Source organism: Vagococcus sp. 211 (genome assembly GCF_056322705.1).
Window position 1 is genome coordinate 1387031 of sequence record NZ_CM150475.1, and the last position, 15722, is coordinate 1402752.

12 protein-coding genes are annotated in these 15722 nt (G+C 35.8%); 4 read left to right on the forward strand and 8 right to left on the reverse strand.

The genetic code is table 11. The annotated features are described in order from the left end of the window. Positions 1-1477: 1477 nt before the first annotated feature. The 8 genes from ACVWM0_RS06825 to ACVWM0_RS06860 all read right to left on the reverse strand — a co-directional run bounded on the left by ACVWM0_RS06825 (position 1478) and on the right by ACVWM0_RS06860 (position 11710). The gene (locus tag ACVWM0_RS06825) at positions 1478-2458 is read right to left on the reverse strand and encodes a TIR domain-containing protein (protein WP_476471894.1); all 981 of its coding nucleotides are present in this window, start codon (positions 2456-2458) and stop codon (positions 1478-1480) included. 10 nt (positions 2459-2468) lie between these two features. Further along, positions 2469-4847 (reverse strand): ATP-binding protein, encoded by a 2379-nt coding sequence (locus tag ACVWM0_RS06830; RefSeq protein WP_476471895.1) that lies wholly within the window; start codon positions 4845-4847, stop codon positions 2469-2471. 279 nt (positions 4848-5126) lie between these two features. Beyond that, the gene (gene sufB / locus ACVWM0_RS06835; RefSeq protein ID WP_476471896.1) at positions 5127-6521 is read right to left on the reverse strand and encodes a Fe-S cluster assembly protein SufB; all 1395 of its coding nucleotides are present in this window, start codon (positions 6519-6521) and stop codon (positions 5127-5129) included. 15 nt (positions 6522-6536) lie between these two features. Next, the gene (gene sufU, locus ACVWM0_RS06840) at positions 6537-7004 is read right to left on the reverse strand and encodes a Fe-S cluster assembly sulfur transfer protein SufU (RefSeq protein ID WP_476471897.1); all 468 of its coding nucleotides are present in this window, start codon (positions 7002-7004) and stop codon (positions 6537-6539) included. Next, entirely contained in the window at positions 6991-8223 is a 1233-nt protein-coding gene (locus ACVWM0_RS06845) for a cysteine desulfurase (RefSeq protein WP_476471898.1), read from the reverse strand. The genes sufU and ACVWM0_RS06845 overlap by 14 nt, the downstream gene beginning before the upstream one ends. A gap of 2 nt (positions 8224-8225) precedes the next feature. Next, entirely contained in the window at positions 8226-9515 is a 1290-nt protein-coding gene (gene sufD / locus ACVWM0_RS06850; RefSeq protein WP_476471899.1) for a Fe-S cluster assembly protein SufD, read from the reverse strand. An 18-nt stretch (positions 9516-9533) separates the two neighbouring features. Then, positions 9534-10304 (reverse strand): Fe-S cluster assembly ATPase SufC, encoded by a 771-nt coding sequence (sufC, locus tag ACVWM0_RS06855; RefSeq protein ID WP_476471900.1) that lies wholly within the window; start codon positions 10302-10304, stop codon positions 9534-9536. 329 nt (positions 10305-10633) lie between these two features. Continuing rightward, on the reverse strand, positions 10634-11710 hold the full coding sequence (locus ACVWM0_RS06860) for an acyltransferase (RefSeq protein WP_476471901.1): 1077 nt from the start codon (positions 11708-11710) through the stop codon (positions 10634-10636). Positions 11711-11897: 187 nt separating this feature from the next. Here ACVWM0_RS06860 and ACVWM0_RS06865 point away from each other — a divergent pair, with 187 nt between their 5' ends. The 4 genes from ACVWM0_RS06865 (at position 11898) to lrgB (ending at position 15684) form a co-directional block, all read left to right on the forward strand. Continuing rightward, on the forward strand, positions 11898-13664 hold the full coding sequence (locus ACVWM0_RS06865; RefSeq protein ID WP_476471902.1) for a LytS/YhcK type 5TM receptor domain-containing protein: 1767 nt from the start codon (positions 11898-11900) through the stop codon (positions 13662-13664). Positions 13665-13683: 19 nt separating this feature from the next. Then, positions 13684-14412 (forward strand): LytR/AlgR family response regulator transcription factor, encoded by a 729-nt coding sequence (locus tag ACVWM0_RS06870; RefSeq protein WP_476471903.1) that lies wholly within the window; start codon positions 13684-13686, stop codon positions 14410-14412. Positions 14413-14569: 157 nt separating this feature from the next. After that, complete coding sequence (gene lrgA / locus ACVWM0_RS06875; protein WP_476471904.1) at positions 14570-14998, forward strand: antiholin-like murein hydrolase modulator LrgA; 429 nt, start codon at positions 14570-14572, stop codon at positions 14996-14998. Next, entirely contained in the window at positions 14998-15684 is a 687-nt protein-coding gene (lrgB, locus tag ACVWM0_RS06880; RefSeq protein ID WP_476471905.1) for an antiholin-like protein LrgB, read from the forward strand. The genes lrgA and lrgB overlap by 1 nt, the downstream gene beginning before the upstream one ends. Positions 15685-15722 lie beyond the last annotated feature (38 nt).

Sequence of the window (15722 nt, forward strand, 5' to 3'; positions counted from 1 at the left end):
GTAGTCATCATAATATCAATCTCACTTCTCTCTACCTTACCTGAGTCCATGCCAGCAATTCCGATTGAAGCAGATAATTCTGCAAACCTTACACTCTTTTCGTTTCAATAAATTCCTGTTTAAAAGAAATTTCGCAGTATGATTAGTCAAGGAAATTAATTTCCTACGCTTACTTTAAGTATTTTATATTTGACATGCTCCACATTTTTTCAAGGACTTCTTCTTTTACTAACTGCGCAATCTTTTTTTATTTGAATCTGTAAGTGGTAATTCTATACTTGTAATCCAACTTCTTTTATCAGCCATCATATCCGGATCATTATTCTCTGTATAAATAATAAAACCAATTAATGATATTACTTCATAATAAACAATCTACATAATCTTCATTTGATCACTATTTATATCTAAACTATTTTACTTAAATACTCTAATATTCGTTGCACACAAGAGACAAACTTTACAAAATATTTAAATCCGCAAAAACCTCTTTCATAATTCAGCTATTCTATTTTGAACTTCTTCTTAATTCCTTTAATTCCTTTAATTCTATTATCTTATTTTAAGTTTTCATACTCATTTTTGAATTTTTCAATTGCTATTTCTTTAAAAAAACTCGTACTTCAGTTGCTTCTTCTTTATTAAAATAGTTTAATTGAGTATTCACTAAAACTTTTTTAACATTCTTCTTATTTCACTATGTGCGATGACAGATATGAAGCTCGAAGATATTATATATTCCGTTGGACACAAGGATTCAAAAATAACTAAACAAGTTTACAGTTATTACTTCCAAGAACAAGAAGAACATAAGGCTGATAAATTTGCTCAATTTATTGAATCAGAAAAAATCTATTTTAATTAAAAAGGAGAACTCATTATGACTTATAAAAATAATTACAAATCCATTCCCAAGCTATTGCCTCGGGAATGGATTTGGAAAAGAGCCTGAGAGGGAACTACTTGGAAATGATTATGTTACATTATTTACACTCTTTGAAATAGAGAAGTTAAAAAAAAATATACGTGTTACAAGTTTAGTCAAACTACTTGAAAACTCACCATATCACAATAACGGAAGAACATATGACACACCTTGCAACTAGAATATGTTAGATATCCTTTAATTTTAAAAAACGATAATAAAAAATTAATTTTCTTTGAATTTACTGGTGGGACAATTGAAGATTCCAGAAAAAAACTTAATGTTTTATGTAATTCTTTGAATTTAAAATACTATATTCTAAAAAGTTCTGAGACTCATCCTTTGGATAGAACAAGAAGGGATTATGGATTTATTATAACTAAAGTCAATTATGAGTACTACCAACAAAAAGGAGTCATTCCTTTAGCACACATTGTTAATTAAGCTCATTGTTGCTACTTTTATTTCTAAACATCAAAAGAAGCTAGCCATGCTGTTGTATAAGCATTACTAGCTTTTTTCCATTAATATTCACAATTGATTTGTTTTTTTTCATAAATTAACTTCATTAATTTTCACGTCAATCATGCTTTTTATCTCCAAAAAATTATTATTATGCATTGCCGTAAAATTTTGTCCCATTGAACGATTTAAAAACTCAAGAAATGAACCAATTTCATCACATATTCTACCTATCCGTCGAATTGTCACATTTAACTCCACAGTAGAGGTATATGAATCACTAAGATTTTTTAACCTATCACTATATTTTCTTTTCTCGTTAACCCAATATTCAATATACTCATATCGTTTTTCACCATAAATGTTAGGGATAATTTCTGCTTCATTTGGAGTGTATTTTAAATCTGCCTCGTTAATTATTATAAATGCTAACTTTTCAGAATATCTAGTATCTCTCATTAATTCTGTTACTTCATACATACAAGCTTCTGACTTCAGATAGTTATCTGTTATTAATGAAACAATTATATCATTTTCTTTTATTGTATCCATGTACTTTTCAATGTCATCTCGATAAACTAACTGGTTATCTCGATTAATCTTCACTTTGTACCTATACTTTTCATTTAGATTTTCTTCAACTATATCAGCCATCTGGGAAGTTTTATGATTGTAAGAAATAAATATTTTAACAATCTCTGCTTCCTTCATCATATTATGATAGTCACTATAGAATATGGGGAAAATCCCTCCATAATTAACTCCATCACTTTTCATATCTACATCAATCTGTAAAATAATTTTGTTATTTTCATTTAATTCTTTTATTTTAAAATCTTCAAATCCATTTAATTTTTCTACTAACTTCTTTTTTTCAGGTGTTTCAAAGGCGTAGCCTTTGAAATGTAAATCGCAGCCATCGTCTTCAATACCAAATAATAGAGTTCCTCCTCTCATATTTGCAAGTGCTGCAATCATTTTAGCAATCGTCTCTATATCTTCACCAGGATAAATATATCGAATATTTCCCCTCTTCTGCTCTTTTAATAATTCTTTTAAGTTAAGGTTCATTTCAAATCTCCTAATATAAATTTCTTAATGGAATAACAGATATTTTTGTAGTCTTTAAAATATCTCCTAAAGTTACCAATTTTACATTTTCACCATTATCAGTCCATAGCTCGTAATTATTACTATCTAGTACATTCAATTCTTTATCTTCATAGAAAATAATTTTATCTTCGTCACTTGGTCGTATCACAATATAAATTTCATTGTCATTCTTAGTTGCTTTGAAAATAGTGTCAGACAATTTTTTTTCTTGCCATTCTTCAAATGTTGACGGAACAAAGTAATTAACATTACTTGTTAATTTAGTAAAAACATTTTTTGTTGATCGTTCAATTAATTCATCAACTTTTTTCTTACTATAATAAGATTGCTTAGATATATGTTGAAATTGTTGCTTCATTTCATCTGTAATTTCTCCATCAAAATCTAGAAATTCAGCTAAAAATTGTTCATTTGAAACAATTGTATTTAAATCTTCAATAGATATATTTTTTTCAGAAATTATATCTCCAAAATGGTTAAGTTGTTCAGAAAATTGTTTAGATCTAAGTTTAGTTCGTTCCTCATATATAGATGAAAATAATTGTGCACATTCATCTGGTTTCTGTACAAATAGCTTCAAAACCTTATTAAATAACTCGTTGGTTTCTATAGTCCTATTTTCTTGAGTCTCTTTTGAGAGTAATGAATAAATATGATCCGAAATATCTTCAGAAATTCTTTCATTTGATTTCTTAATCATTATATTTTTAAATTTTTCAGGAACCGTTATTTCGGATAATACAATTTTTTTTAGTCTACTTTTATTAATTGTTGTCCATATCTCAATTAATTCTGGCATAAGATTTTCTGTTAAAATCAACTCATTAGGTCGGCAAAAAACACCAACAGAGTTCGGGATATAATATTCTTCAAAACCTTTATCTAGCAGATCATTTAACAACTGATAATAATTATTTAGCCAATTTATATAATCAATTTCTCCTACCCAGTCTGCCAGTTCCTGAATAGTTTTATTTTTAAGCTCTTTTTCAGAAATAGACTTTAAGGTTATATCATTATTTATTACAGTTCTCCAACCATCTATAAACCGATATTCAGGTATGTTAATATTGGGAATCATAGAAACGAGCTTCCAGACTTTTTCTTTAAATTTTTCTGTTGTTGAATTTGGTATACATATTTGAATTTCTCCTTCAAAATCTTTAATTGGTAATAGACTTCCTGTAACCGTCTTTATCACTTCTTCATTCAATATTATAGAATCCAGCTGACTAACTAGTTTCTTTTTATACTCAGAATTTTGTAAATGATCAAATTTACATAAATTAAACGTATCTCTTTCTGGGTTATTTTTAAAACAATCGAGAAGTTTTTTATATTGTGATATAGCTTCTTCAATAATTGCCATATTAACTGGATCTAATTCAAATATTCCATTTCTGTCAATTTCAACATTAAATTTTTTTGAATTCAATACTAATGGAAACGGATACTTTTCTGAACCAATTAAAGGAAAATTACAATTAAGTTTTGCTATATTTTCAGGAATTTCTTCAAAACGGGGGCGACTATTTTCTTCATTTATCGGTACTGCAATAGAGCCTTTAGAAAATTCTAAAGTTAGAATACTCTCCTTCTCATCCAACCCAGATTTTGAAACTGTAGTAATAAAAGCATTTGGGAGCATTTGGCTCTTTTTTAATTCTATCACTTCATATTTACTTTTATTATACTTAATAGAGCCTATTTTTTTATTGAAGCTCAACAAATATTTAAGATGATTAACTAAACTTTCAATCCCATATTCTATTGCTTCAATTGATTCTTCAACATTTTCAGAATATTCTAAATCATAAATAAATTTGGTTGAATTTCGTTCTTCAAAATATTCTATTGTTGTTAGTTTTGTCATTTGTTCAATTAAATCTATATTATCTTTTATTGAATCTCTAATGTCTTCCCTAGATTGTCCAGTTCTATCTAAATCAAGATTAAATGGGCGGTTATCATCTTCTAAAAAGCTTTCTATAGTGATTTTTGGAGAAAGCAAAGTCGTTGTAATAAATCCTGTACCAAATTGCCCTGTAGTTTTATCATCAGACTGCTTACTTGAAATTTGTGTGGCCATGCTCCAAAGATTTTCTTCTTTAAAACCTTTACCATTATGTTCAAAAGACAATTTGGAGTGCCCATCAAATTTAATTTCTATATCAATTTTTTCTCCATCTCTGCAACAATCACTAGCATTTTGTATTAATTCCCATATCCAACGCTTACGAAATATTTTTTGATTTTCTTTACTTGATTTTCTTAATTTTTCTAACTCATTAAATATTGTACCAACAGCAGAATTCAAAAGCATAGTATCTTTAATATCATGTACCAAAAAATCAGCTCCAATATACCTTTTCATTTTCCCTTGAAACACTTCTAAGAATAAATATCACACTTATAACTATTTTTCTATTATTATATCAAATAAACACACTACTAACATCTTGTTTGCGGTTTCTATCTCATTCAAAAAAATATTGAAAAAAAAAGTGTATTCACCAAAATAGAAAAAAGTTTGTTTTAAAAATCCCGTTGGTGCTACTTTTATTTTCAGATATATAAAAAATCTAGAAACATTGAATTAACAACGTTTCTAGATTAGATGTTAGTGTTATCCCACACTACCTTCCATTTCATAACTGATCAGTCTATTCAACTCAACAGCATATTCCATAGGAAGTTCTTTTGTAAATGGTTCAACGAATCCCATAACGATCATCTCTGTCGCTTGTTCTTCTGTTAGACCACGACTCATTAGATAGTATAACTGTTCTTCTGAGATTTTTGATACTTTGGCTTCGTGTTCAAGGGCCACATGACTGTTGTGAATTTCGTTAAATGGAATCGTATCACTCTTAGATAAGTCATCCATAATAATCGTATCACACTCAATATGAGAAATTGATCCTGCACTATCTTTAGCGAAGGTTACTTGTCCACGGTAGTTCACTTCTCCACCATCTTTAGCAATCGATTTAGATACGATTGAGCTTGATGTGTTTGGCGCGTTGTGAATCATTTTAGCACCTGTATCTTGGATTTGGTTAGCTCCAGCAAAGGCAACAGATAACATGGTACCACGAGCGCCTTCCCCTTCAAGGAACACACTTGGGTATTTCATCGTTGTTTTTGCTCCTAAGTTACCATCAATCCATTCAATGGTTGCGCCTTGTTCGGCACGAGCACGTTTTGTTACTAAGTTATACACGTTATCTGACCAGTTTTGGATGGTTGTATAACGGCAGTAAGCATCTTTTAATGTAAAGATTTCTACGATGGCAGCGTGTAAGCTATTGCTTGAATAAGTCGGTGCTGTACAGCCTTCCACGTAATGAACGCTAGCGCCTTCGTCAACAACGATTAACGTACGTTCGAATTGTCCAGTGTTTTCAGCGTTGATACGGAAATACGTTTGTAATGGGACATCAATACGTACACCTTTTGGTACATAGATGAATGTTCCACCTGACCATACAGCCGAGTTCAATGCCGCTAATTTGTTGTCCGTTGGTGGGACTAACTTAGAAAAGTATTGTTTGAAGATTTCTGGGTATTCTTTAAGGGCTGTATCTGTATCAGTGAAGACAATGCCCATTTTTTGGAACTCTTCCTTCATGTTGTGGTACACCACTTCTGATTCATACTGAGCGGAAGCTCCGGCTAAGTATTTACGCTCTGCTTCTGGAATCCCAATTCTTTCAAAGGTTTCTTTAATTTTATCTGGTACATCTTCCCAGTCTCTCGCTGGTTTGTCACTTGCTTGTTGGTAATACTTGATTTTATCAAAATCGATATCTGATATATCAGGTCCCCATGTTTGCATAGGCATTTTATTAAATGTTTCCAATGATTTAAGGCGGAAATCTAACATCCATTCTGGTTCATCTTTTCGTTTAGAAATTTCACGAACGACTTCTTCCGTTAACCCTTGTCCTGTACTGAAGACAGGTTTTACATCATCATGGAAACCAAATTGATACTCCTCTAGTTCTGGTACACCACTCATTTAAGTCACACTCCTCTATTCTTCAGTATGTATATGTCCTTCGACAGTTGTCATATTATCTTGCACAATGCCTCGTTCTAATGCTTTCCACGCTAATGTGGCACATTTGATACGAGCGGGAAACTTCGCCACACCACTTAACATGCGCGCGTCCCCTAAGCCTTTGTTTTTCTCGTCTTCTCCTTGAACTAAATTCAAGAATGAAGCAATTAATTCAATGGCTTCTTTTTCGGTTTTACCTTTGACAGCCACTGTCATCATGCTGGCACTGGCCATACTAATGGAGCACCCATGACCATCAAATTTAACGTCTTCTACCAGACCATCAACGATTTTCAATTGCAGTTGGATGACATCGCCGCATGTGGGATTATTCAACTCAATTTGGCTTGTTGAATCATCTAATATCCCTTTGTTGTGCGGGTGATTGGTATGATCCAAGATGACTTGGCGGTATAGATTGTCTAATTTAGATAAGGCCATGGCTAAAAAACTCCTTCGTTGCTAAGATGGCTTCAATTAAGCGATCCGCATCTTCTTTTGTATTGTATAAATAAAAACTTGCTCTGACGGTTGATTGCACATCCAAATAAGAAAGCAATGGTTGGGCACAATGGTGACCGGCACGAATGGCCACGCCTTCCATATCAAGAGCCGTTGACACGTCATGTGGGTGCAAGCCTTCAATGTTAAAGGCTATCACACCACTGTGTACAGCGGGATCACTTGGTCCATATACCGTTACCCCTTCAATCTCTAATAATTTAGGTAACACATACGCTACAAGCTCCGCTTCATGCGCTTCGATTGCTTCAAGTCCAATGGTTTCTAAATAATCAATGGCCGCACCTAAACCAATCGCACCGACGATGTTGGGTGTGCCTGCTTCAAATTTCCAAGGTAACTCTGTCCAAGTACTGTGATCATGGTAAACAAAATCAATCATCTCGCCACCATACTCCACAGGTTCCATCTTATCTAACCATTGACGTTTTCCGTAAAGTACACCGATGCCTGTTGGCCCACACATTTTGTGACCACTAAATGCAAGAAAATCGCAATTAAGTTGTGCCACGTCTACGACCATGTGTGGCACAGATTGAGCCCCATCTACGACGATGACCCCACCTTTTTCGTGCACCCACTCACCAAGGATGGCAACGGGATTAATCACACCTAAGACGTTAGACATATGCGCCACAGATAAGATTTTTGTCTTCTCTGTGATTTTTGCCTTGGCATCTTCCATATCTAATTGACCATCTTCCAATAAATCGATGTAAACCAGTTTTGCCCCTTTGCGTTTGGCTAACTCTTGCCAAGGTACCACGTTTGAGTGATGTTCCATCTGAGTAATCAGAATCTCATCCCCCTCAGAAACGAGTAAATCCCCTAGACTTTTAGCCAACCAGTTCAAACTTGTGGTTGTCCCTCTTGTAAATAAGACTTCCGCCGTTTCCTTCGCATGGATAAAGGCTCTCACCTTCTCACGTGCCCCTTCGTATGATGTGGTAGCACGTTCTGCCAGTGTATGCACTCCGCGGTGGACATTGGCATTGTCTTGTTCGTAATAGTCTGTGATCGCCTTAATCACCTGTTTGGGTTTTTGGGTCGTCGCAGCGCTATCCAAATAAACAAGAGGTTCATCGTTCACTTCTTGAAATAGGATAGGAAAATCATTTCTTATTTGTTGGTTCAACATGTCTAATCAGCCAACTTTCTATCAATCACTTTCACAAATTCTTCTTGTACACGTTTCACTGGGATAGCTGTAATAACTGATCCTAGGAAGCCACGTGTTACTAAACGTTCCGCTTCTTTTTGTGGTAACCCACGACTCATTAAGTAGTATAATTCATCTGGATCCAAACGACCAGCACTTGCTGCATGCCCTGCCGTTACTTCGAACTCATCAATTAATAAAATTGGGTTAGCATCGCCACGGGCTTTATCAGATAACATTAACACACGACTTTCTTGTTGTGCGTCTGCTCCTTTAGCTCCTTTTAAGATGTGTCCAATACCATTAAAGGTTAACGTACCACGGTCACGAATGACCCCATGTTGTAAAATATGTCCCACAGAATGAGGGGCTTTATTTGTCACACGAGTGTCAATTCCTTGTGTTTGACGACCAGAACTGATCGCAACAACTTTCACTTCTGAATGTGCGCCTTCGCCCACTAAATCAGAATCAAAATCTGCCACAACGTCTCCGTCGTTCATAATACCTAATGCCCAGTCAACGCTTGCGTCACGCATCACGTAACCACGACGGTTCATGTAAGTACTTACTGATTCGCCTAAACGGTCAATGGCCGCAAATTTCACTTTAGCTCCTGGACGAGCAATTACTTCTACCACAATGTTGGCTGAGATTTTTTTCGCGTCGTCTCCTGCTGAGTGAATGCGTTCCACGTAGTTTAATTCACTGTTATCATCTGCGACGATAAGCACATGTTTGACCATCGCGCTTGTGTCACTTGAATTATGTAAGAATAATGACTCAAACGCCTCTTTTACGACCACGTTTTTAGGAACATATAGGAAGACCCCACCGTTCATAAACGCCGCATGGAAAGCTGTTAATTTGTCTTCATTATAAGGAACTGCTTGTGTCATGAAATATTTTTGAACCAAGTCACCATGCTCACGCAATGCTGTAAAGATATCTGTAAAGATAACCCCTTGTTCAGCCAATTCTGTTGGCATTTGTTCGTAAAAAGTTGTTGTACGTCCTTGAAGAATCATTGGGTTATCTTCTAACTCGTCAAATGATGGTAAGACAGGTTCGCCTACCACTTCTTCATTTAAAGAACCAACGTTCATTAATGGCCAACGGTGGATTTTAACACGTTCGATAACGGGTAATGCTAAGTCATCGGCTTGTTTTAATGCATCCATACGTAAGTCTAACATCCATTGTGGTTCTTCTTGACTTGCAGAAAATAATGAAATGTCCTCAAGATACGCTGTTAAATTTGATTCCTTCATATACCTTGTCTCCTCCCACTAAGCTTCTTCTTGATAGTCGATTCCTAATTCTTCACTGATGCCTTTGTATCCTTCAGCCTCTAAGCGTTGTGCTAATTCAGCACCGCCTGTTTTAACCACACGGCCTTCCATCATAATATGAACCACATCAGGAACGATATAGTTTAGTAAGCGTTGGTAGTGAGTAATGATAAGAGAACCAAAGTTGTCTCCACGCATTTCGTTCACGCCTTTTGATACCACTTGTAACGCATCAATATCTAAACCAGAATCAATTTCGTCTAAAATAGCGAAAGTTGGTTCCATCATTAGTAATTGTAGAATTTCGTTACGTTTTTTCTCTCCACCAGAGAAGCCTTCGTTTAAATAACGTTCAGCCATTTCTTGTGGCATATCTAATAATTCCATTTTTTCATCTAATTTATCGATAAAGTCCATAACTGAGATTTTGTCATCTTCAGCGCGTTTTGAGTTGATTGCTGCACGCATGAACTCTGCATTGGTAATTCCAGGAATTTCACTTGGGTATTGAACAGCTAAGAATAGTCCTGCTCTTGCACGTTCGTCAACTTCCATTTCTAATACATCTTCACCGTCAAGTAAAATTTCACCTTCGGTTACTTCGTAGTTAGGGTTTCCCATGATGGCTGCTGATAATGTTGATTTACCTGTACCGTTAGGTCCCATGATGGCATGAATTTCGCCTGTTTTCATGGTTAAGTTAACACCTTTTAAGATTTCTTTGTCTTCAATCGACACATGTAAGTTTTTTATTTCTAAAACGGACATTCTGTTCCCTCCATTATTGGTTAAATAATTAATTCGTGTACCTTACTTATTCTATCCTAATTGAGAATGAACTTCAAATAGTTTTGCTCAAAATTTGAATAAGCCTTATATTTATTGATTTCGCCCCTCATTTTTCACAATCTTCCATTTGAGAATAACTATAATTAAATAAATACTATTACTTAGGTTTTTTAATAATAAAGGGACATCATATAACAAAAAAAACATTATGAGCCCCCCTTCCTTAACGGATAGGTCCTCATAATGTCAATGTAAAAGAGCCGGACATATTTTTTAGTCGTATCTGGCGCGTTGTTCATTCCCAAACGTTAGTTAGACGAGCTCTTCTTTTTGGTTCTTGTTATACGGCTAACGACCTTCCAAATGGCCTCATTCATCTTATCTAAGACATAGGCGGCCATAAAACTAATCACGCATATAAATAAAACAATGACTGGCATATAATTGATTAATTTTTTTCCATCTCCAAGCATGCTCAGTAGGTGTGCGTACACGGTTTTATCCACCATATAAGACATTAAATACATTGGTAATGTCACTTTAGCCACAGCTGTCACCAGTCGATTTTCTTTGAAAGGGATTCTCATCAAGACAAGAAACAAGGTCACAGATTGTAGAACCACCACAATCGATGGGTAATAGCCTTCAGTAAATCCCGCATAAGGATTGGCATAATGGAAATTGTATGCTACTCCAAACAAGGTGATGGCAACATTAAACAGCCCCATAAGCCAAATATCCTGTTTGCGGAGCATTTTAACAACATCATAACGCCGAATATATGACCCAATGCTGTAATACAAAATAGGATACATTTGCACCCAAAAATTTGGGAGGTAGAACACGTCAGTAAGGAACGGAGCATTGTTAACAAAACTAGGCAAGGAACACATAAACAGAAGGATGCCGATTAAATAAGTAAATTGTTTTTTTGTCACGTGATCAAACATGATATTCATAAATGGGACTAACAAAGCTAATCCGATATACATTTCAACATACCAAGCGTACCCTACCATCTTAAAAGCACTAATACGATAGATGGTCTCTTGTACACTAAAGTGTTGGTCATGTAAAAACATAAATAAGAACAACGTCGCAATAGAAGCCAATAAGTATAGTGTATACAACTGGACGATGCTCATGTAATGTTTTTTATCTACCTTTTTATTCGTCATTAAGTAGCCTGTGACAATTAAGAATAGGGGGACGCAACTAATAAACAGTTGATAATTTGCAGCAAAAAACAAGGAAGATTTAGCGCCAAAAGCTTCTTCTGGAATCATGGGCTGAACATTTTTTCTAAAATGAACGGCAATCACCGCAATAGCAGCAAAGGCTTTGACGTAATCAATATTGGGTACTCTTTTTCTAGATTGGCTCATACATAATCCTTTCAATCGTCATAAAGTCATGTCTCTCTTTATGTTAAACCATAACTGCGTAAATAACAATTATCATTCTTTTTATTTAGGACGTTTTTTATTTTTTCCTCCTATACCAATCATCTAAATAAAAATTATGCTAAACTATGACTAGTTGATTTTGAATAAACAAAGGAGTCTTTATTTTATGGTGGAATTATTTATTTTAATGATGGAACGGGTTGGGTTAATTATTCTTTTGGCCTTTTTACTGGTTAATGTGCCCTACTTCAAAAAAATCTTGCTTAGCCGAGATGATTATCGTTCCAAAATGCAACTCGTTATTATCTTTGGGCTATTTGCTATTATTTCAAACTTTACAGGGATTGAGATAAAGGACAATCAAATTGTTCCTAGTAGTATCTTGACCAATCTTCATGACAATGTCTCTATTGCCAATACGAGAACTTTAGCAATTGGGGTTTCTGGTATTGTTGCTGGTCCCTTTGTTGGTAGTATGGTTGGGGTCATCGCAGGAACTCACCGGTTCATTCAGGGAAGTACGTATAGTTTCTTCTATATTCCTTCTTCTATTCTTGTGGGGATGTTATCTGGATGGTTTGGTAACCGGTTAACAAAAAAAGGACAGTTCCCTTCTCCTATACAAGCGGCGGTTATCGGCGCCTTAATGGAGAGTGTCCAGATGTTGTTCGTTATGTTGTTTAGTGGGAGTGGGAGTTTACAGCAAGGTGTGGATCTTGTGAGTTTTATTGCTCTACCCATGATTATTTTGAATAGTATTGGAACCTTTATCTTCCTATCTATTCTCACCACCACCTTGCAACAAGAAGAACAAGCCAAGGCTGTCCAAACACATGATGTGTTAGAACTTGCCGCAGCCACCCTCCCTTATTTTCGAGAAGGCTTAAACGAGCGTTCTTCTCAAGAGGTGGCTACGATTATTCAGCATTACACAAAAGTCAGCGCCATTAGTTTGACGGATAAACATCGCATACTCGCTCATTCTGGGGCGGGGAGTGATCATCATATCCCAGAACTTGAGGTCATCACGGAATTATCTCGAGATGTGTTGAGTAGTGGGAAGTTGTCCATCGTGCATCATAAGGAGCATATCGGGTGTTCAAATCCTAATTGCCCTTTAGAAGCAGCCATTGTTATACCATTGTTTGTCCATAACCAAATCGTTGGAACCCTAAAAATGTATTTTACAGACGCGAAACAGCTAACCCATGTGGAAGAACAATTAGCTAAAGGGTTAGGCACGATTTTTTCTTCTCAAATTGAGTTAGGTGAAGCAGAAGTACAATCCAAGCTCTTAAAAGAAGCTGAAATCAAGTCCCTACAAGCTCAGGTCAATCCTCATTTCTTTTTCAACGCCATTAACACGATCTCTGCCTTGATGCGAAAAGATAGCGACCAAGCACGTACCTTATTATTGCAACTTAGTACGTATTTTAGAGGGAATTTACAAGGTGCCAGACAAACATTGATCCCCTTAAAACAAGAATTGGCACAGGTGGATGCTTATCTTTCCTTAGAACAAGCCCGGTTTCCGAACCGGTATACGGTAACCTTTGATATTCCAGAGGAGCTAAAACACTACGTGGTCCCTCCTTATGCCGTACAGATTTTAGTTGAGAACACCATTAAACATGCCTTTGGGGCTCGGAAAGAAAACAACTTAGCCCACGTCTCGATTAAAGAGGTCGATGGTCATCTAGACATTCGTGTGAGAGACAACGGACTGGGTATCACAGACGAGCGCTTGAATCAGATTGGCAAACAACCCGTTTCCTCTAAAAAAGGAACAGGAACAGCTCTTGAAAACTTATCTCGCCGGATGACCAATCTTTTTGGTGGTGAGGCTCAGTTTATTGTGACCAATCACCCAGAAGGCGGAGCAGAATTCAATTTAGTAATGCCTCTAACAGAACAATCAACAACTATACTTTAATAGAAGGAATGACGTATTTATGACACATGTACTGCTTGTTGATGACGAGCCATTAGCACGAGAAGAATTGACTTATCTAGTGACACAACACCCAAGTATTAGCTCCACATCGGAAGCTGATTCTGTGGAAGAAGCCATGGAGCAAATCATGGATCAAAAACCAGACATCATCTTTTTAGACATTCACTTAACGGATGAGAGTGGCTTTGATTTGGCTGAAAAGCTTCAGAAATTAAAGAAGCCTCCTTATTTAATCTTTGCCACAGCTTATGATGAATACGCCTTAAAGGCTTTCAAGGTCAATGCCATGGATTATATTCTTAAACCTTTTGACGAAGCCATTGTTCATGCGGCTCTTGACAAAGCTTTGGCTATTATTGGTTCATCTGCCCCTAAGCAGGCAAAGAAAAAAGAAGTGGTCGAAACCATTCCCATTCAAGGGGAAGATCGCATCTTTTTGGTTCATCCAAAGGACATTTACCTTGTGTCAGTGGAAGATAAAGAGCTAAGTGTTCATACTGAGAACGAAACCTATCAAACAACAGGAAGCTTAAGTAAGATAGAAAAACGCTTGCCCACAGATATCTTTTTTAAGACCCATCGCAGCTTCATTCTTAACACAACCAAGATTCAAGAAATCCAGCCTTGGTTTAATCACACCTTGCAAGTCACCCTAGATAATGGCTTAAAGGTACCTGTTAGCCGTTCTTACGTGAAGCCTTTTAAAGAAACCATTGGCTTATCTTAAGACATCGTAACACCCCACATTTGCCTAGTGCATTTGAGGGGTGTTTTTTTGTATCATACGCTTACATTTTTGCCTTTCGCGTCAAAACCCACACAAAGTTCTCCATTTCACATATACTCAATGTATCAAATGAACCACATAAAAAGGAGTCTTACAAATGGAAAAAAAAGTGTATTCATTCTTACAACAAGCATTCATCTTTGCCATTATCATGTTAATTTCAAAAGGGATCGCGTTCATCTTACCCATCCCAATGCCAGCTTCAGTGATTGGTTTAATTCTTTTATTCTTAGCACTAAGCACCAACATCGTTAAATTGGAACAGGTTGAATCATTAGGAACGAGTTTAACAGGTATCATTTCTTTCTTATTTGTTCCTTCAGGTATTTCATTATACAACTCACTAGATATTTTAAAAGTTTACGGTGGCCCAATTTTAGCAGTCATCTTCGTTGCTACATTCGTTATCCTAGCAGTTACAGGTTGGAGCGCTTCTTACTTATTAGGTCTTAAAGAACGTTCAGCTAAAAAAGAAAAAGGTTTGGCTTTTGCTAAAAAACATTCTCTAGAGGAGGTACAAAGATAATGACTCCATACGTAGGTATTGTCATCTCATTCGTTGTATTCGGTATCGGTACATTCTTATTCAAAAAAACAAACGGGTTCTTCCTATTCACGCCTCTCTTTGTGGCAATGATTCTAGGAGTGGTCGTATTAAAATTAACAGGTATTAACTATGAACAATACAATCAAGGTGGTAGCGTGATTAGCTTCTTCTTAGAACCAGCGACTATTGCTTTTGCTATCCCTCTTTACAAAAAAAGAGACTTATTACATAAATATTGGTTAGAAATTGTTACAGCAATCACTGTCGGTTCTGCTGTTTCTGTTACAAGTATTATCGTTGTTGGTAAAGTGATTCGTATGCATCCTCAAATGATGTTATCACTGTTACCACAAGCAGCAACAACAGCTATTGCGGTTCCTGTTTCTGAATCAATGGGTGGTATCGTTTCTCTAACTGCCTTCTCTGTTATTTTCAACGCCGTGATTATCTACGCTACTGGTAAAATGGCACTAAAATTCTTCCACATTAACAACCCAATTGCTAAAGGATTGGCACTTGGCTCTGCAGGACATGCCTTAGGGGTATCTGTTGGAATGGAACTTGGGGAAACTGAAGCAGCAATGGCAAGTATCTCAATGATTCTTGTTGGTATCATCACTGTTATCGTTGTTCCTTCAGCAGCTTCATTACTACAGTTAATATAAGAATAAAAAAAGAAAGAACTGAGTCAGACTAACTCGGT